The following is a 16,947-nucleotide window of genomic DNA, read 5'->3' as shown; positions in this document are numbered from 1 at the left end:
TCGGTCACAGTCGCTTGACGCCCTTGATGCGGCCGGCACGCGCCGCCCGGTTGCGGGCGGCCTTGATGCGCAGGACGCCGCGCTGTTCGCCGATCCTCAGCCCGGTGCCGTTCGCCATGAAGCCCGAGGCGACGTCGGCGCCGCCGCTGCCGGTTTCGGCGAGCGGGTCGTTCTCGGCGCGTCTCGCGAGCGCCATGATCAGCGGCACGGTGAAGGGGGCGAGCAGCAGGTCGTAGATCACGGCGGTGACCAGCAGGGAGACCAGGCCGACGTGGCGGGCGGCGGTGTCGCCGACCAGGGCACCGACACCCGCGTACAGCAGGGTCGAGCCGACGGCCGCCACGACCACCATGACCATCGGTCCGGTGGCGGAGCGCAGTTGGCCGTTCTCGGGCTTGGCGAGGCCGACGAGGTAGCCGATGACGCACAGGACCAGGGCGTACCGCCCGGCGGCGTGGTCGGCGGGCGGGGCGAGGTCGACGAGGAGCCCGGCGCCGAAGCCGATGAGGGCGCCGCTGACGTGCCCGTACACCAGGGCGAGGCCGACGACGACGAGCAGCAGGAGGTCGGGAACGGCGCCGGGGAGCTGGAGACGGGCCAGGATCGACACCTGGACGACCAGGGCCACGACGACCAGGGTCGTGGAGAGCAGGATCCGGTTGAAGCGCATGGTCACTCCCCCTCCGGCTGCCCGCTCGGGGCGCCGCTGGGTGCCCCGGTCGGGGACGGGGTCACCGTGACCGTGACGGTCGGCTCGGGCGTGGGCTTGGGCGGCAGGACGGTGTCGCGGGGGTCGGTGCGCGGGGCCTGGACGACGATGCCGACGATGTCGAGCTTGCTGAAGCCGACGTACGGGCGGACGAAGATGTTCCGGGTGAGGTTGCCGGTGGAGGGGTCCACACGGACGACCTCGCCGACCGGGACGCCGGGCACGAACGGCTTGTCGGCCTGGGAGCCGAAGGTGACCAGCCGGTCGCCGGGCTTGACCTTCGCCTTGCCGTTGAGGAGCTGCACGGACAGCGGGCGGTCCCCCTGGCCGGTGGCGAAGCCCAGTTCGTCGGACCTCTCCAGGCGGGTGCCGACGGTGAAGTCGGGGTCGCTGGCGAGGAGCACGGTGGCGGTGCCGGGTCCGACGGTGGTGACGCGGCCGACGAGCCCGTCCCCGTTGATGACCGTCATGTCCCGCTTGATGCCGTCGTCGGAGCCGGCGTCGATGGTCACCGTCCAGGAGAAGCCCTGGGCCGCTCCTATGGCGATGACCTCGGCCGCCTTGATGCCGTACTGACCGGCCCCGGCCTTCTTCAGCAGGTTGTCGAGTTCGCGTACGCGGCTGCGGTTGCGGTCGTCGCTGCCGAGTTTCGCCTTGAGCGCGGCGTTCTCCCGCTCCAGGGCCGCGATGCGGTTGTGGCGTTCGCCCGAGTCCCGTACGGCCGCGATGGCGTTGCCGACCGGGTTGACGGCGGACGCGACGCTGTTCTCGACCGGGCCGAAGACAGTGGCGGCTGCCCGTCTGGCGCCGTCGACGGGTGACTCCTCGCCGCCGCGGATGTCCACCGTGATCAGCGCGAACGCGACGGCGACCAGCAGCACCAGGAGCAGCCGGCTCTCTCGTGTGTCCCTCACGTGGGGCGGCCGTGCCCTTCCTCGTAGGAATCTCGTAGGAAATGTTTGTGCCGTTATACCAACCGGATCAACCGGATCAACGATCAGCCGTACGGGTCCGGCAGCACCCGTACGGCTGACCTGTGGGCCCCGCTATCTGCGCGGCTGGGCGTCCAGCACCTGCTGGAGCGCCTCGAACTCCTCCACGCACTTGCCGGAGCCGAGCGCCACGGAGTCCAGCGGGTCCTCGGCGATGTGGATCGGCATGCCGGTCTCCCGGCGCAGCCGCTCGTCGAGGCCGCGCAGCAGGGCGCCGCCGCCGGTGAGGACGATGCCCCGGTCCATGACGTCGCCCGAGAGCTCCGGCGGGCACTTGTCGAGGGTCGTCTTGACCGCGTCGACGATCGCGTTGACCGGCTCCTCGATGGCCTTGCGGACCTCGGCGGCCGAGATCACCACGGTCTTCGGCAGACCGGAGACCAGGTCCCGGCCCCGGATCTCGGTGTGCTCGTCGGTGTCGAGGTCGTACGCCGAACCAATGGTGATCTTGATCTGTTCGGCGGTCCGCTCACCGAGGAGGAGGCTGTACTCCTTCTTGATGTGCTGGATGATCGCGTTGTCCAGCTCGTCGCCGGCCACCCGAATGGACTGTGCCGTGACGATTCCGCCGAGCGAGATGACGGCGACCTCGGTGGTGCCGCCACCGATGTCGACGACCATGTTGCCGGTGGCCTCGTGGACCGGGAGGCCGGAGCCGATGGCGGCGGCCATGGGCTCCTCGATGATGTGCACCTGACGGGCGCCCGCCTGGGTGGACGCCTCGATGACGGCGCGGCGCTCGACGCCGGTGATGCCGGACGGCACACAGACGACGACCCGCGGGCGGGCGAGGTAGCGGCGCTTGTGGATCTTGAGGATGAAGTAGCGGAGCATGCGCTCCGTGATCTCGAAGTCGGCGATCACGCCGTCCTTCAATGGCCGGACCGCCACGATGTTGCCGGGCGTCCGGCCGATCATCTTCTTCGCTTCGGCGCCGACCGCCAGGATGCCGCCGGTGTTGGTGTTGATCGCGACGACGGACGGCTCGTTGAGGACGATGCCGCGACCCCTCACGTACACCAGCGTGTTGGCGGTCCCGAGGTCGACAGCCATGTCACGGCCGATGAACGACATTGAGTTCCCCTTGTTTCCCATGAGGATGCGTCGGGCCTTCCCAATTAGAGCGTTGACGGCTTCTCAGGTCGGCGAGGTGGGTGGTGTGGCGAGGAGTTTCACATCGTAGTCCCGCCTGCGCGGACACGGCGCGGTGGCCCGCCTCTGTATAGGTGACGAAGTGTCGGAGCGATGCGTTCCCGGTCGCGGCGTTCATATGCCGAAGGGCGACCGAAATTCCTTCGGTCGCCCCAGGTCATGAGCGCTGTTTGGCTGACAGCGGGTCAGGAAATGCCGGGGAAGAAAATCTTCAGTTCCCGAATGGCGGACTCCTCCGAGTCCGAGGCGTGAATCAGGTTCTCCCGGACGATGGTGCCGAAATCGCCACGGATGGACCCGGGTGCCGCGGCGATCGGGTCGGTCGGTCCCGCCAGCTGGCGTACGCCCTCGATGACCCGCTCACCCTCGACCACCAGTGCGACGACCGGCCCGGAGGACATGAACGCCACCAGCGGCTCGTAGAACGGCTTGCCCTTGTGCTCGCCGTAGTGCAGCTCCAGCGTGTCCTGGTCCAGGTGGCGCAGCTCCAGCGCGGTGATGGCCCAGCCGGCCTTGCGCTCGATACGACCGATGATCTCGCCGATCAGGCCGCGGCGTACCGCGTCGGGCTTGAGGAGGACGAGCGTGCGCTGGGTCATGTGTTACGGCTCCTTGCAGGCATACATGTGCGGTGAGCCGAGGCTACAGGGACCCCACGGCGGTACGGCACCGGGTCCCGCCTTGCGCCCGCGGGCAGTGCCCTCGCGGCCGGGCGGGGCGGGAGCGGGGCAGCCGGGCGGGGCCGTGTCCGTGGGTGCGCCCCCGCGGAGGGCTCGGGCCTCCTCAGGGGCGCCCGGTCATCGCGGCGCGGTGACGCCGGCCTCATGGGCGAGGCCCCCGCCAGGGGCCAGGGCAGAGCCACCGGGTTCGGGAGCCGCCCGGCGGGGCTACTGCGGCTGGGCCGCCCACTTCGCCTTGGCTTCGTCGATCTTGCGGCCGAAGTGGACCGAGGCCCACCACAGGCCCGCGAACACCGCGCCCAGGAAGAACATGACCGGCACGATGAAGCCGCTCACGATCAGCGCCACCTGGAGCGCCCAGCCGAGCTGGATCCCACCCGGCCGGGTGATCATGCCGCACAGCAGCACGCTCAAGGCCATGAGGACGCCGCACACCGTCCAGACGGTGCCCATCGTCAGGCTGTCGTCCTTCATGGCCACCAGTCCGGCGAAGCCGATCACGAAGAACTCGCCGATCAGCGTGGACGCGCAGAGCGTACGCATCAGAACACCTCAGCCCTTCCCGAGCAGCAGCCGGGCCTCGCCGACCGTGATCACCGAACCCGTCACGAGGACGCCCGCGCCCGCGAACTCGTCCTCCTCCTCCGCCAGCGTGATCGCCGCCTCCAGCGCGTCCGGCAGACGCGGCTCGACCACCACCCGCTCGTCGCCGAACACCTCGACGGCGATCGCGGCCAGCTCGTCCGCGTCCATCGCGCGGTGGCTGGAGTTCTGCGTGACGACGACCTCCGCGAAGATCGGCTCGAACGCCTCCAGCAGGCCCCGGACGTCCTTGTCGCCGCTCGTGCCGACGACACCGACCAGCCGGGAGAAGCCGAACGCCTCGCTGATGCCCTCCGCCGTGGCCCGCGCGCCCGCCGGGTTGTGCGCGGCGTCCAGCACCACCGTCGGGCTGCGCCGCACGACCTCCAGGCGACCCGGCGAGACCACCGAGGCGAACGCCCCGCGGATGCGGTCCACGTCCAGCGTCCGCGCCTCCTGGGCACCCACGCCGAAGAACGCCTCCACCGCCGCCAGCGCCACCGCCGCGTTGTGCGCCTGGTGCGCGCCGTACAGCGGCAGGAAGATCTCCTCGTACTCACCGCCGAGCCCGCGCAGCGTCAGCAGCTGCCCGCCCACCGCGACCTCGCGCGACACGACGCCGAACTCCATGCCCTCCCGGGCCACCGTCGCGTCGACCTCGACGGCCTTCTTCAGCATCACCTGCGCCGCGTCCACCGGCTGCTGCGCCAGGATGACGGTGGCGCCCTGCTTGATGATCCCGGCCTTCTCGCCGGCGATCTCGGCGTGCGTCGAGCCCAGCCGGTCCGTGTGGTCCAGGTCGATGGGGGTGACGACGGCGACGTCCCCGTCGATCACGTTCGTCGCGTCCCAGCTTCCGCCCATGCCGACCTCGACGACCGCCACGTCCACCGGCGCGTCGGCGAAGGCGGCGTACGCCATACCGGTGAGGACCTCGAAGAAGGAGAGCCGGTAGTCCTGGGACGAGTCGACCATCTCGATATACGGCTTGATGTCCTGGTACGTCTCGATGAACCGCTCGTGGCTGATCGGCACGCCGTCCAGGCTGATCCGCTCGGTGATCGACTGCACGTGCGGCGAGGTGTACCGCCCGGTGCGCAGGTCGAACGCGCCGAGCAGCGCCTCGATCATCCGGGCGGTGGAGGTCTTGCCGTTGGTCCCGGTGATGTGGATCGACGGGTACGCGCGCTGCGGCTCGCCCAGCACGTCCATCAGTGCCGCGATCCGCGTCACCGACGGCTCCAGCTTGGTCTCACCCCAACGGGTGGCCAGCTCCTGCTCCACCACCCGCAGCGTCTTGTCCACCTCCGGGTCGGAGGGCCGCGCGGGCACCGCCTCGGCGGCCGTCGGCGGACCGGCCTGCGCGCGCAACGTGCGGCTGCCGGCCTCGATCACCGCCAGGTCGGGGTCTCGGTCGGTCTCGGCTTCCACGATCTCGTCGAAGTCGTCGCTGTCGCTGGACGGGGGCTGCTCACTCACGGGCCCAGTCTACGGAGCCCCACCGACAGCGCCCGGACCGGTGCCACAACGGCGGGGGTGCGGGGCACACGCCCCACGCCCCCGCCGTTCGGGTTACGCCTCGGGGAGGCTCGCCAGCTGGTTCTGGATACGGGCGATGTCCTCGTCGGCCTTGGCCAGCCGCGTACGGATCTTGTCGACGACCTGGTCCGGGGCCTTCGCGAGGAACGCCTCGTTGCCCAGCTTGGCCTGGGCCTGCTGGCGCTCCTTCTCGGCCGCCGCCAGGTCCTTGGCGAGGCGCTTGCGCTCCGCCGCCACGTCGATGGTGCCCGACAGGTCGAGCGCGACCGTGGCGCCCGCGACCGGCAGGGAGGCGGTGGCGTGGAAGCCCTCGCCCTCCGGCTGGAGGCGCAGGAGCTGGCGGATGGCGGCCTCGTGCGGCGCCAGCGCCGTACCGGCCGTGTCGAGGCGGGCCGGGACCTTCTGGCCCGGCTGGAGGCCCTGGTCCGAACGGAAGCGGCGGACCTCGGTGACGACCCGCTGGACGAGCTCGATCTCGCGCTCGGCAGCCTCGTCACGGAAGCCGCTGTCCTTCGGCCAGTCGGCGATCACCAGGGACTCCCCGCCCGTGAGGGAGGTCCACAGCGTCTCGGTGACGAACGGGACCACCGGGTGCAGCAGCCGCAGTGTCACGTCGAGGACCTCGCCGAGGACGCGGGCCGAGACCTTGGCGGGCTCGCCGCCGCCGAAGAACGTCGTCTTCGACAGCTCGACGTACCAGTCGAAGACCTCGTCCCACGCGAAGTGGTACAGCGCGTCGGACAGCTTCGCGAACTGGAAGTCCTCGTAGTACGCGTCGACTTCGGCGACCGTGGCGTTGAGCCGCGACAGGATCCACCGGTCGGTGGCGGACATCTGCGACGGCTCGGGCAGCGGACCCTCCACCGTGGCGCCGTTCATCAGCGCGAAGCGGGTGGCGTTCCAGATCTTGTTGGCGAAGTTGCGGGACGCCTGGACCCAGTCCTCGCCGATCGGGACGTCGGTACCGGGGTTGGCGCCGCGGGCCAGGGTGAAGCGGACGGCGTCGGAGCCGTACGCGTCCATCCAGTCCAGCGGGTCGACGACGTTGCCGAAGGACTTCGACATCTTCTTGCCGCGCTCGTCACGGACGAGACCGGTCAGCGCGATGGTCTTGAACGGGACTTCGCCGTCCATCGCGTACAGGCCGAACATCATCATCCGGGCGACCCAGAAGAAGATGATGTCGTGGCCGGTGAGGAGGACGTCGGTGGCGTAGAACTTCTCCAGGTCCGGCGTCCGCTCCGGCCAGCCGAGCGTGGAGAACGGCCACAGACCGGACGAGAACCAGGTGTCCAGGACGTCGGTGTCCTGCGTCCAGCCTTCGCCGGTGGGCGCCTCGTCGTCCGGTCCGACGCAGACGACCTCGCCGTCCGGGCCGTACCAGACGGGGATGCGGTGGCCCCACCAGAGCTGGCGCGAGATGCACCAGTCGTGCATGTTGTCGACCCAGTCGAAGTACCGCTTCGACATGTCCTCCGGGTGGATCTTCACCCGGCCGTCGCGGACCGCGTCACCGGCGGCCTTCGCCAGCGGGCCGACCTTGACCCACCACTGCATCGACAGGCGCGGCTCGATGGTGGTCTTGCAGCGCGAGCAGTGGCCGACGGAGTGGACGTACGGCCGCTTCTCGGCGACGATCCGGCCCTGCGAGCGCAGCGCGCCGACGACGGCGCTGCGGGCCTCGAACCGGTCCAGGCCCTGGAAGGGGCCGTGGACGGTGAGGACACCGCGCTCGTCCATGATCGTCATGGACTCGAGGCCGTGGCGCTGGCCGATGGCGAAGTCGTTCGGGTCGTGGGCCGGGGTCACCTTGACGGCGCCGGTGCCGAACTCGGGGTCGACGTGGGTGTCCGCGACGACCGGGATCGTACGGTCGGTCAGCGGCAGCTTGATGCGCTTGCCGACGAGGTGCTTGTACCGCTCGTCGTCCGGGTGGACGGCGACCGCGGTGTCACCGAGCATCGTCTCGGCGCGGGTGGTCGCGACGACGAGGGTCTCGTCGCCCTCGCCGTACCGGATGGAGACGAGCTCGCCGTCGTCCTCCTGGTACTCCACCTCGATGTCGGAGATGGCGGTCAGGCAGCGCGGGCACCAGTTGATGATGCGCTCGGCACGGTAGATCAGCTCGTCGTCGTAGAGCCGCTTGAAGATGGTCTGGACGGCCTTGGACAGGCCCTCGTCCATGGTGAACCGCTCGCGCGACCAGTCGACGCCGTCGCCGAGGCGGCGCATCTGGCCGAGGATCTTGCCGCCGTACTCCTCCTTCCACTGCCAGACGCGCTCGACGAACTCCTCGCGCCCCAGGTCGTGGCGGGACTTGCCCTCCTCGGCGAGCTGCTGCTCGACCTTGTTCTGGGTGGCGATACCGGCGTGGTCCATGCCGGGCAGCCACAGCGCCTCGAAGCCCTGCATCCGCTTGCGGCGGGTCAGGGCGTCCATGAGCGTGTGCTGGAAGGCGTGGCCCAGGTGGAGGCTGCCGGTGACGTTCGGCGGCGGGATGACGATGGTGTACGGGGGCTTCTCGCTCTTCGCGTCGGCCGTGAAGTAACCGCGCTCTACCCAGCGCTCGTACAGCTTCCCCTCTACCTCGGCCGGCGCGTACTGGGTCGGCAGTTCGGGAACGGATGCTGGCTGCTGCTGAGTGTTCTCGGTCACGGGCCACAGTTTAGAGGTGTCACAGGCCCGTACTGAAACGGGAATGTTCCGTAACGGTGTGACCCCCGCCGTGCCGTGTGAGAGGGCTTTCGGCCAGGATGTGAGGAACGCATAAGCATCGGAGGGGGAACCCCTTAATGAGTTACAACCAGCCGGGCCCGTACGGCGGACAGCCCCAGCAGCCCGGACCGTACGGTCAGCCGGGTCCTTACGGCCAGCAGCCGCAGGCGCCCCAGCCCGGCTACGGCTACCCCCAGCAGGCCCCGCAGGGCGTGCCGCAGCAGGGTTACGGCCAGCCCCAGCAGCCCGGCCCCTACGGCCAGCCCCCGCAGCAGCCCCCCTACGGCGCGGGCCCCGGCGCCTACCCTCCGCCCCCGCCGCCGGCCCCCAAGAAGAAGACGGGCCTCATCATCGGCGCGGTCGCGGTGGTCGCGGCGATAGGCGTGGGCGCGTACTTCGTGTTCGGGGGCGGTGGCGGTTCCGTCGCGGACGACGGCAAGAAGTACAAGCTCACGACGCCCGAGACGGTTGCCGCCGAGTACAAGAAGGAGTCCGCCGACTCCAGCGCGGCGAGCGAGGACGACGTCAAGGATGCCGCCAAGTGGGGCGTGAAGAATCCTCAGAACGTCACCGGTTCGTACAAGGCCGGCACGGCCGCCACGGCGAAGCAGCTGCAGATAAGCGGCGTTTACGGGGAGATCGAGGACCCGGAGAAGGTCGTCGACGCGATGTTCGCGGAGATGAAGAAGAAGTCCTCCGAGGGAAGCTCCGACGGAGAGAACGTCAAGCTCGTCGGCAGCCCGCAGGAGTTCGAGCCCGCCGGGTTCGAGAACGGCGTGATGAAGTGCCAGGAAGCCGAGTACTCGATGCCCGAGGGCAGCGACACCGCCGGCGCGCCGAGCAGCTTCAAGATGCCGCTGTGCATCTGGGGTGACCACAGCACCCTGGCGTACGTCATCTCGACGGATCCGGCCGCCATCATGACCGGCCAGTCCACGCCCATGGACCAGGCCGCGGAGCTGACCGCGAAGGTCCGCAAGGACGTCCGCGTCGAAATCAAGTAACCCGGCGCGACACAGCAAAGGGCGCCCGCCCGGTTTCTGGAACCGGGCGGGCGCCCTCGTCGTGTGCGTGCCCGCTACGCGGACTTCTCGTGGCGGCCCGGGTCCTTGACGACCCTCGGGACCAGCGTCGGGTTGACGTTGTTGTGGACGACGTCCTCCGTGATGACCACGCGGGCCACGTCCTTGCGGGACGGGACCTCGTACATCACCGACATCAGGACCTCCTCCATGATGGCGCGCAGGCCGCGCGCTCCGGTGCCGCGGAGGATGGCCTGGTCGGCGATGGCTTCCAGGGCCGGGCGGTCGAAGTCCAGTTCCACACCGTCGAGTTCGAAGAGGCGCTGGTACTGCTTGACCAGTGCGTTGCGGGGCTCGACGAGGATCTTCAGGAGCGCCTCGCGGTCCAGGTTGTGGACCGAGGTGATGACGGGGAGCCGGCCGATGAACTCCGGGATCATCCCGAACTTCACCAGGTCCTCCGGCATGACCTCCTGGAACTGGTCGCTCGCCTCGATCTCGCGCTTCGAGCGGATCGTCGCGCCGAAGCCGATGCCCTTGGCGCCCGCCCGCGACTCGATGATCTTCTCCAGGCCGGCGAAGGCACCGCCCACGATGAACAGCACGTTCGTCGTGTCGATCTGGATGAACTCCTGGTGCGGGTGCTTGCGGCCGCCCTGCGGCGGAACCGACGCCGTGGTGCCCTCCAGGATCTTCAGCAGCGCCTGCTGAACACCCTCGCCCGACACGTCCCGGGTGATCGACGGGTTTTCGCTCTTACGGGCGACCTTGTCGATCTCGTCGATGTAGATGATGCCCGTCTCGGCCTTCTTGACGTCGTAGTCGGCGGCCTGGATGAGCTTCAGCAGGATGTTCTCGACGTCCTCGCCCACATAGCCCGCCTCCGTCAGCGCCGTCGCGTCGGCGATGGCGAAGGGGACGTTGAGCATCCGGGCCAGTGTCTGGGCCAGGAGCGTCTTGCCGGAGCCCGTGGGGCCCAGCAACAGGATGTTGGACTTGGCGAGTTCGATCGCGTCGTCCCGGCCCGCGCCGCCGCCGTTCTCGCCGGCCTGGACGCGCTTGTAGTGGTTGTACACCGCGACGGAGAGGGCCTTCTTGGCCGGCTCCTGGCCGACGACGTACCCCTCCAGGAACTCGTAGATCTCGCGCGGCTTGGGGAGTTCCTCCCAGCGGACCTCGCTCGTCTCCGCGAGCTCCTCTTCGATGATCTCGTTGCAGAGGTCGATGCACTCGTCGCAGATGTACACACCGGGGCCTGCGATGAGCTTCTTCACCTGCTTCTGGCTCTTTCCGCAGAACGAGCACTTGAGCAGGTCGCCGCCATCACCGATGCGTGCCACGAGGTGCTTCCCCTTCGCCTGGGAGCGGCTTGGTTCAGCCGGCTCCTGGTGCCTCATATCCGACGGTACCTTGCCGGGCCCGTGGTTCGGGCCCCCCTTGGCACGGTTCACACCGCGCCAAGGGAAGGTGGGGCCGTCAGGCTGCCGCCCCTGCGGTGCTCTTGCGGGTGGAGACGATCTGGTCCACCAGGCCGTACGCCAGGGCGTCCTCGGCCGTGAGGATCTTGTCGCGCTCGATGTCGTCGCGGATCTTCTCGATCGGCTGGGTGGAGTGCTTGGCCAGCATCTCCTCCAGCTGCGTCCGCATACGCAGGATCTCGTTGGCCGCGATCTCCAGGTCGGAGAGCTGCTCGCGGCCCGTACCGCCGGACGGCTGGTGGATCAGCACGCGGGCGTTGGGCAGGGCCATCCGCTTGCCGGGGGTACCGGCGGCCAGCAGGACGGCCGCGGCGGACGCCGCCTGGCCCATGCAGACCGTCTGGATGTCCGGCTTCACGAACTGCATCGTGTCGTAGATGGCCGTCAGCGCGGTGAAGGATCCACCGGGGCTGTTGATGTAGATGGAGATGTCGCGGTCCGGGTCCATCGACTCCAGGCACAGCAGCTGTGCCATGACGTCGTTCGCGGAGGCGTCGTCGATCTGCACGCCGAGGAAGATCACGCGCTCCTCGAAGAGCTTCGCGTACGGGTCGTACTCGCGCACGCCCTGGGAGGTGCGCTCGACGAATCGCGGGACGACGTACCGGTTGTCCACCTGCGGGCCGGTGTAGAGGCCGCTCGCGGAGAAGTTGCTCATGTGGGTGTTCACCATCCTGGTGGCGTTCGGCGGGGCTGGTGGGCGAGGGGCGGTCGGCGCTCAGGCGCCGGTGCCGCCACCGCCCGGAACGCCCGCGGCGGCAGACATGATGTCGTCGATCAGGCCGTACTCCTTGGCCTCCTCGGCAGTGAACCAGCGGTCGCGGTCACCGTCACGGATGATCGTCTCCACGGTCTGGCCGGAGTGGCGCGCGGTGATCTCGGCCATGCGCTTCTTGGTGCGCAGGAGGTACTCGGCCTGGATCTTGATGTCCGAGGCGGTGCCGCCGATGCCGGCGGAGCCCTGGTGCATCAGGATGTCGGTGTTCGGCAGCGCGAAGCGCTTGCCGGGGGTGCCGCCGGTGAGCAGGAACTGGCCCATGGAGGCCGCCATGCCCATACCGATGGTGACGACGTCGTTCGGGATGTACTGCATGGTGTCGTAGATGGCCATGCCGGCCGTCACCGAGCCACCCGGGCTGTTGATGTACAGGTAGATGTCCTTGTCCGGGTCGGCGGCAAGGAGCAGCATCTGCGAGGTGATCTTGTTCGCGATCTCGTCGTCGACCTGCTGGCCGAGGAAGATGATCCGCTCGCCGAGCAGCCGGTTGTAGACATGGTCGCCGAGGCCACCACCGATGGACGGCTCACCCGCGGCGTAAGGCATCAGATTCGTCACGTATCCACCTGCTCGTCTCTGACGGCTCCGGCCGTCTCAGCGTCTTACGTACTGGGGGCGGGTACTCCCCTGCCCTCGTATTCATGGACCCTAACGCGCTGGTCGGCGGGCGCCATCCCGGTTCCCGAACTGTTCGCTGGGAGCGCAAGGTAGTTGGGCCGGGGAGGGTCTGCGCCGGACCGTACGGCGACGGGCCCGATCGCACGCGGGTGCGGATCGGGCCCGTCGGACCGTTCATGCCGGGGCCGGTGGTCAGGCCTCGGTCTTGTCCTCGGACTCGTCGGACTCGTCGGAGGAGGCCTCGACCGTCTCGGCGGTCTCGTCCTCGTCGTCGTCAAGCTCGACGGGCTCACCGTTGGTGTCGACGACCTTGGCGGCCTCGACGACGACCGCGAGGGCCTTGCCGCGGGCGACCTCGCCGACGAGCATCGGCACCTGGCCGCCCTCGACGACGGCCTTGGCGAACTGGTCGGGGCTCATGCCGGAGGAGGCCGCACGCCGCATGAGGTGCTCGGTGAGCTCCTCCTGGTTGACGTTGAGCTTCTCCTGGTTGACCAGCTCGTCCAGGATGAACTGGGTCTTGATGCCCTTGACCGCCTGCTCGCGGGTCTCGGCCTCGAACTCCTCGACGGTCTTGCCCTGGAGCTCCAGGTACTTCTCGAGGGTCAGACCCATCTGGCCGAGCTGGTGGTGCTCGAGGTTGTGCTTGCGGGTGTTGACCTCGTCCTCGAGGAGCTTCTCGGGGATCGGCACCTCGGCCAGCTTCAGCAGCTCGTCCAGGACGCGCTCCTGGGCCTGGGTGGCCTGGTCGTACTGCTTCATGTTCTCGAGGCGCTTGCGGCTGTCCGCCTTCAGCTCCTCGAGGGTGTCGAACTCGGACGCCATCTGGGCGAAGTCGTCGTCGAGCTCGGGGAGCTCACGGGCGGCGACCTGGGTGACCTTGACGGTGACCTCGGCCTCCTTGCCCTCCGCGGAGCCACCCTTCAGCTCGGAGGTGAAGGTGGCCTCGCCACCGGCCTCCAGGCCGGTCACGGCCTCGTCGATGCCGTCGAGGAGCTCACCGGAGCCGATCGTGTACTGCACGCCGCTCGCGACACCGTCCGGCAGGACCTCGCCGTCGACCTTGGCCTCCAGGTCGATCGTGACGACGTCGCCCTCGGCGGCGGCGCGCTCGACCGGGTTGGTGGAGGCGAAGCGGTCGCGCAGCTGCTGCACGGACTTCTCGACGTCCTCGTCGGTGACCTCGACGGCGTCGACGGTGACCTCGATGCCGGAGTAGTCCGGGATCTCGATCGTCGGGCGGATGTCGACCTCGGCGGTGAAGGCCAGCAGCTCGCCGTCCTTCAGCTCGGTGATGTCGACCTCGGGCTGCCCCAGCGGGTTGACCTCGGCCTCGTTGACGGCCTCGGTGTAGAACTTCGGGAGGGCGTCGTTGACGGCCTCCTCCAGCACCGCACCACGGCCGAACCGCTGGTCGATGACACGAGCCGGGATCTTGCCCTTGCGGAAGCCCTTGACCGTGACCTGCTGGTTGATCTTCTTGTACGCCGCGTCGAGGCTGTCCTTGAGCTCCTCGAAGGGCACCTCGACAGTGAGCCGAACCCGGGTCGGGTTCAGGGTCTCCACGGCGCTCTTCACGGTTCGGTCTCCTTGGTGGCTGATTCTTGGATTCTGCCGATGCCGCTTGCGGGCGGTTCCGGCGGATTCGGCCCGGTCAGAGAGACACACGGGCACGCAGCTTGCATAGTAACCGCAAGCGGGATGAGGCCCACAATGTGATCTTGGTTGCGCGCATGATCCGGCGCGTCTGATGTGGTCGGGGTGGCGGGATTTGAACCCACGGCCTTCCGCTCCCAAAGCGGACGCGCTACCAAGCTGCGCCACACCCCGTCGCTGCGACACGTAGGGTACATGCCCCACGGCGGTGCGTCGGCACGTTCAAGGGGTGTGCGACGACCCGGCCCGACCCGCTACGATGACGATGCGTTCGTGCCGCGGTCCTTGGACCCGCGGTGCGTTTACTGCGGGCGTAGCTCAATGGTAGAGCCCTAGTCTTCCAAACTAGCTACGCGGGTTCGATTCCCGTCGCCCGCTCCATCCGGCCACGGCCCGGTGGGAGGCTCGGTGAGCTTCCCACCGGGCCGTTGTCGTGCGCCCGCTCACCCCATCTGCGCCTTCACGTGGTCGATGACCTCGGTGAACTTGTCCGTGGGTGAGATGTCCAGGAACTCGCAGTCCTCCAGCGCCTCGGGCGCGTGGCCCGGCGCCCAGTAGAAGGTCTGCCCCGCCTCGTAGTCGTCCTGGCCGTCCTGCGTGTGCATCCTCAGCCGGCCCTTGAACACATAGCCCCAGTGCGGGCACTGGCACAGGTCGTCCTTCATGCCCTTGAGCGCGGGACGCATGTCCGTACCCCGGGGAAGGGTGATGAAGGCGGCGGTCATGTCACCGCCGACCTCCCGCACCCGCAGTTCCACGCCGTCGCTCTGGATGGCGACGGGGGTCTCGTCGCGCGTCATTCCCGTCATGGGTCCTCCTCGACTGGCTCCCCTCCCTCCAGTCTGGGCTCCCGCATGACCGGCTGCGACCGGAGCCGATCAGAAACTGATCTGGTTGATCGTGCGCGCGATCGAGTCGAGGAAGCGCTGTATTGAGGGCGCCATCCCGGACGAGGCGAGGAAGAAGCCGAAAAGGACGGCGACTATCGCCGGGCCCGCCTTGAGGGAGCCGCCGCGGATCAACACCACCAGGATGATCGCCAACAGCAGCACCACGGACAGTGAAATGGCCACAACTGATCACACACCCTCGGTCGGTCCGCCTTGCCGGCCCCGGGGTGCGCGGCCCGGCGCCCCCCGTTCGCTCCATCGTGCCACCAACATCCCCACGTGGGAGGCCCGCTGACACATCGTTCACACGAGTACGCGCCGAGACCCTGGCCGGGCCGGGCGGCGGAAGGAAAAGCGGACTACGAATTCAATGTGATCGTTTCGCGACGCACACATATTGGTCACAACAAATTCGCAGCGTGCCCGGCAGGTAATTCTCCGCCGAAGACGCCGTAGCAATATGCACCATTTAAGCGGGATTAATTGGGGCATAGGGGGCGGTTGCGGGTGGTGTCAGAAACGAATGGAAGAGATTCCACCGGGTTTTACGAATTGGCGGAGGCGTGGCTAGGGTGCCTCAGATGTTCCAGGCTCCGCATGGAAATCAGCAGACCCTGCTCCCACCGGTCGGGGAGCCCGAGACCAGGACGAGCACCCGCGAGCGCGGGACGGACAGACCCGGCCGGGACGCGTTCTTCGACAACGCCAAGTACCTGGCGATCGTGCTCGTCGCCATGGCGCACGCCTGGGAGCCCGTCATGGACGGCAGCCGGGCGACCAGAGCGCTCTACATGTTCGTCTACACCTTCCACATGCCGGCGTTCATCCTGATCTCCGGGTACTTCTCGCGGAGCTTCACCGGTCGGCCCGACCAGCTGAAGCGACTGGTCAGCGGGCTCGTCGTGCCGTACGTGGTGTTCGAGGTGGCGTACTCGCTCTACCGGCGCTGGGCCGGTCACACCCCCGACCAGGCCCTCAGCCTGACCGACCCGATCTACCTCACCTGGTTCCTGGTCGCGCTGTTCGTCTGGCGGCTGTCCACGCCCCTGTGGCGCGCCCTCCGCCACCCGCTGCCCGTCGCCCTGGTCATCGCCGCGCTGGGCTCCCTCACCCCCGGCATCGGCCAGGACCTGGACCTCCAGCGGATCCTGCAGTTCCTGCCGTTCTTCGTGCTGGGCCTGTCGCTGAAGCCCGAGCACTTCGAGCTGGTCCGGCGGCGCGGCGTCCGGCCGGCGGCCGTGCCGGTCGCCCTCGGCGCCCTGGCGTTCACCTACTGGATCGCGCCGGACATCCGGATGAGCTGGTTCTACCGCTCCACCAGCGCCGAGGAGCTGGACGCGCCCTGGTGGGCGGGGCCGGTCATGACGTTCGCGCTCTTCGGCTGCGCCCTGGTACTGACGGTGGCCTTCCTCGCCTGGGTGCCGCGCCGGCGCACCTGGTTCACCGCCCTCGGCGCGGGCACCATCTGCGGCTACCTGCTGCACGGGTTCCTGGTGAAGGGCATGGACTACTGGGCGCTCGTTCCCGCCTACCGGCTCGACACACCCGGCGGGCGGATCGTCGTCACGCTGGTGGCCGCCGCCGCGGTGACCCTGATGTGCACCCCGCCCGTGCGACGGGCACTGCGGTGGGTGACCGAACCGGACATGGGCTGGGCCTTCCGCCGCGACGCGGCCCGCCTCAGCCGGCGCTGAGCCCCAGCAGCGCCCGTGTCCTCGCGTACTTGGCCGTCAGCCGGGCCCGGGTCGCCTCGTCCAGGACGGCGAGGCGCTCCGGGTCGGCGTTGTGCGCGAGGTCGGCCTCCTTGACGAGGCGGGCACCCTCCACGGCCAGGACGCGGGCGGTGTACGCCTCCAGGTCCTCGCCCGGCCGCTTGGTGAGCGCCAGCACCATGTCCTTGACGGACCGCGGCAGCCCGGCGTCCCGGAGCCAGTCCTCGGACAGCTTGTCGTCCTCCACGGCGTCGTGCAGCCACGCCGCGGCCACCTGCTCGTCGCTGCCGCCCCGGGCCCGAACCCCGTCGGCCACCGCCTGGAGGTGTTCGGCGTAGGGACGGCCCGCCTTGTCGGTCTGGCCGGCGTGGGCCTCCCGGGCGATCGCCTCGACCTCGACCAGTGTCAGATACGCCATGCGATG

At 68.9% G+C, this 16,947-nt stretch carries 16 protein-coding genes and 2 tRNA genes; 3 read left to right on the top strand and 15 right to left on the bottom strand.

Annotated features, from left to right (window positions below):
* Positions 1–4: 4 nt before the first annotated feature.
* The 7 genes from mreD to ACZ6C1_RS12515 form a co-directional block, all read right to left on the bottom strand.
* A complete protein-coding gene (mreD, locus tag ACZ6C1_RS12545; protein ID WP_469240237.1) occupies positions 5–670 on the bottom strand; it encodes a rod shape-determining protein MreD in 666 nt (221 codons plus the stop codon).
* 2 nt (positions 671–672) lie between these two features.
* Positions 673–1,623, bottom strand: a complete 951-nt coding sequence (gene mreC, locus ACZ6C1_RS12540; protein WP_469240236.1) for a rod shape-determining protein MreC — start codon at positions 1,621–1,623, stop codon at positions 673–675.
* 132 nt (positions 1,624–1,755) lie between these two features.
* The gene (locus ACZ6C1_RS12535; protein WP_073751217.1) at positions 1,756–2,775 is read right to left on the bottom strand and encodes a rod shape-determining protein; all 1,020 of its coding nucleotides are present in this window, start codon (positions 2,773–2,775) and stop codon (positions 1,756–1,758) included.
* Positions 2,776–3,038: 263 nt separating this feature from the next.
* Complete coding sequence (gene ndk, locus ACZ6C1_RS12530; RefSeq protein WP_469240235.1) at positions 3,039–3,452, bottom strand: nucleoside-diphosphate kinase; 414 nt, start codon at positions 3,450–3,452, stop codon at positions 3,039–3,041.
* A 288-nt stretch (positions 3,453–3,740) separates the two neighbouring features.
* Positions 3,741–4,076, bottom strand: a complete 336-nt coding sequence (locus ACZ6C1_RS12525) for a DUF4233 domain-containing protein (protein ID WP_469240234.1) — start codon at positions 4,074–4,076, stop codon at positions 3,741–3,743.
* A 9-nt stretch (positions 4,077–4,085) separates the two neighbouring features.
* Complete coding sequence (gene folC / locus ACZ6C1_RS12520; protein ID WP_469240233.1) at positions 4,086–5,594, bottom strand: bifunctional tetrahydrofolate synthase/dihydrofolate synthase; 1,509 nt, start codon at positions 5,592–5,594, stop codon at positions 4,086–4,088.
* Between the two features lie 93 nt (positions 5,595–5,687).
* Positions 5,688–8,309: a valine--tRNA ligase gene (locus tag ACZ6C1_RS12515; RefSeq protein WP_469240232.1), complete on the bottom strand. Its 2,622-nt coding sequence runs from the start codon at positions 8,307–8,309 to the stop codon at positions 5,688–5,690.
* 137 nt (positions 8,310–8,446) lie between these two features.
* Here ACZ6C1_RS12515 and ACZ6C1_RS12510 point away from each other — a divergent pair, with 137 nt between their 5' ends.
* Complete coding sequence (locus ACZ6C1_RS12510) at positions 8,447–9,373, top strand: hypothetical protein (RefSeq protein WP_469240231.1); 927 nt, start codon at positions 8,447–8,449, stop codon at positions 9,371–9,373.
* A 74-nt stretch (positions 9,374–9,447) separates the two neighbouring features.
* Here the strand turns inward: ACZ6C1_RS12510 and clpX are convergent, their stop codons facing one another.
* The 5 genes from clpX to ACZ6C1_RS12485 form a co-directional block, all read right to left on the bottom strand.
* Positions 9,448–10,731 (bottom strand): ATP-dependent Clp protease ATP-binding subunit ClpX, encoded by a 1,284-nt coding sequence (gene clpX, locus ACZ6C1_RS12505; protein WP_073751205.1) that lies wholly within the window; start codon positions 10,729–10,731, stop codon positions 9,448–9,450.
* Positions 10,732–10,867: 136 nt separating this feature from the next.
* Positions 10,868–11,542 carry an ATP-dependent Clp protease proteolytic subunit gene (locus ACZ6C1_RS12500; protein WP_344355836.1) on the bottom strand — a complete coding sequence of 225 codons (675 nt, stop codon included), beginning with the start codon at positions 11,540–11,542 and terminating at the stop codon, positions 10,868–10,870.
* A 45-nt stretch (positions 11,543–11,587) separates the two neighbouring features.
* The gene (locus tag ACZ6C1_RS12495) at positions 11,588–12,205 is read right to left on the bottom strand and encodes an ATP-dependent Clp protease proteolytic subunit (protein WP_469240230.1); all 618 of its coding nucleotides are present in this window, start codon (positions 12,203–12,205) and stop codon (positions 11,588–11,590) included.
* Positions 12,206–12,457: 252 nt separating this feature from the next.
* Positions 12,458–13,843, bottom strand: coding sequence for a trigger factor (gene tig, locus ACZ6C1_RS12490; protein ID WP_469240229.1), 1,386 nt, complete (start codon positions 13,841–13,843; stop codon positions 12,458–12,460).
* A gap of 175 nt (positions 13,844–14,018) precedes the next feature.
* Positions 14,019–14,095: transfer RNA gene (locus ACZ6C1_RS12485), tRNA-Pro, on the bottom strand.
* A gap of 133 nt (positions 14,096–14,228) precedes the next feature.
* Between ACZ6C1_RS12485 and ACZ6C1_RS12480 the strand changes: the two genes are divergently transcribed.
* A tRNA-Gly gene (locus tag ACZ6C1_RS12480) sits at positions 14,229–14,302 on the top strand.
* 62 nt (positions 14,303–14,364) lie between these two features.
* On the opposite strand, the gene ACZ6C1_RS12475 is transcribed toward ACZ6C1_RS12480, so the two are convergent.
* Both ACZ6C1_RS12475 and ACZ6C1_RS12470 read right to left on the bottom strand, forming a co-directional pair.
* Complete coding sequence (locus ACZ6C1_RS12475; protein ID WP_469240228.1) at positions 14,365–14,730, bottom strand: cupin domain-containing protein; 366 nt, start codon at positions 14,728–14,730, stop codon at positions 14,365–14,367.
* 69 nt (positions 14,731–14,799) lie between these two features.
* On the bottom strand, positions 14,800–14,994 hold the full coding sequence (locus ACZ6C1_RS12470) for a hypothetical protein (protein WP_469240227.1): 195 nt from the start codon (positions 14,992–14,994) through the stop codon (positions 14,800–14,802).
* A gap of 398 nt (positions 14,995–15,392) precedes the next feature.
* On the opposite strand from ACZ6C1_RS12470, the gene ACZ6C1_RS12465 reads away from it, so the two are divergent.
* On the top strand, positions 15,393–16,505 hold the full coding sequence (locus ACZ6C1_RS12465) for an acyltransferase family protein (protein ID WP_469240226.1): 1,113 nt from the start codon (positions 15,393–15,395) through the stop codon (positions 16,503–16,505).
* On the opposite strand, the gene ACZ6C1_RS12460 is transcribed toward ACZ6C1_RS12465, so the two are convergent.
* Positions 16,492–16,941, bottom strand: coding sequence for an HD domain-containing protein (locus ACZ6C1_RS12460; protein WP_469240225.1), 450 nt, complete (start codon positions 16,939–16,941; stop codon positions 16,492–16,494). The two genes, ACZ6C1_RS12465 and ACZ6C1_RS12460, sit on opposite strands and share 14 nt — an antisense overlap.
* Positions 16,942–16,947 lie beyond the last annotated feature (6 nt).

The sequence above is a fragment of the Streptomyces sp. NPDC041796 genome, from assembly GCF_055590785.1.
Note: the sequence above shows the minus strand (reverse complement) of the source record. Positions and strands in the feature narration are given on the sequence as shown.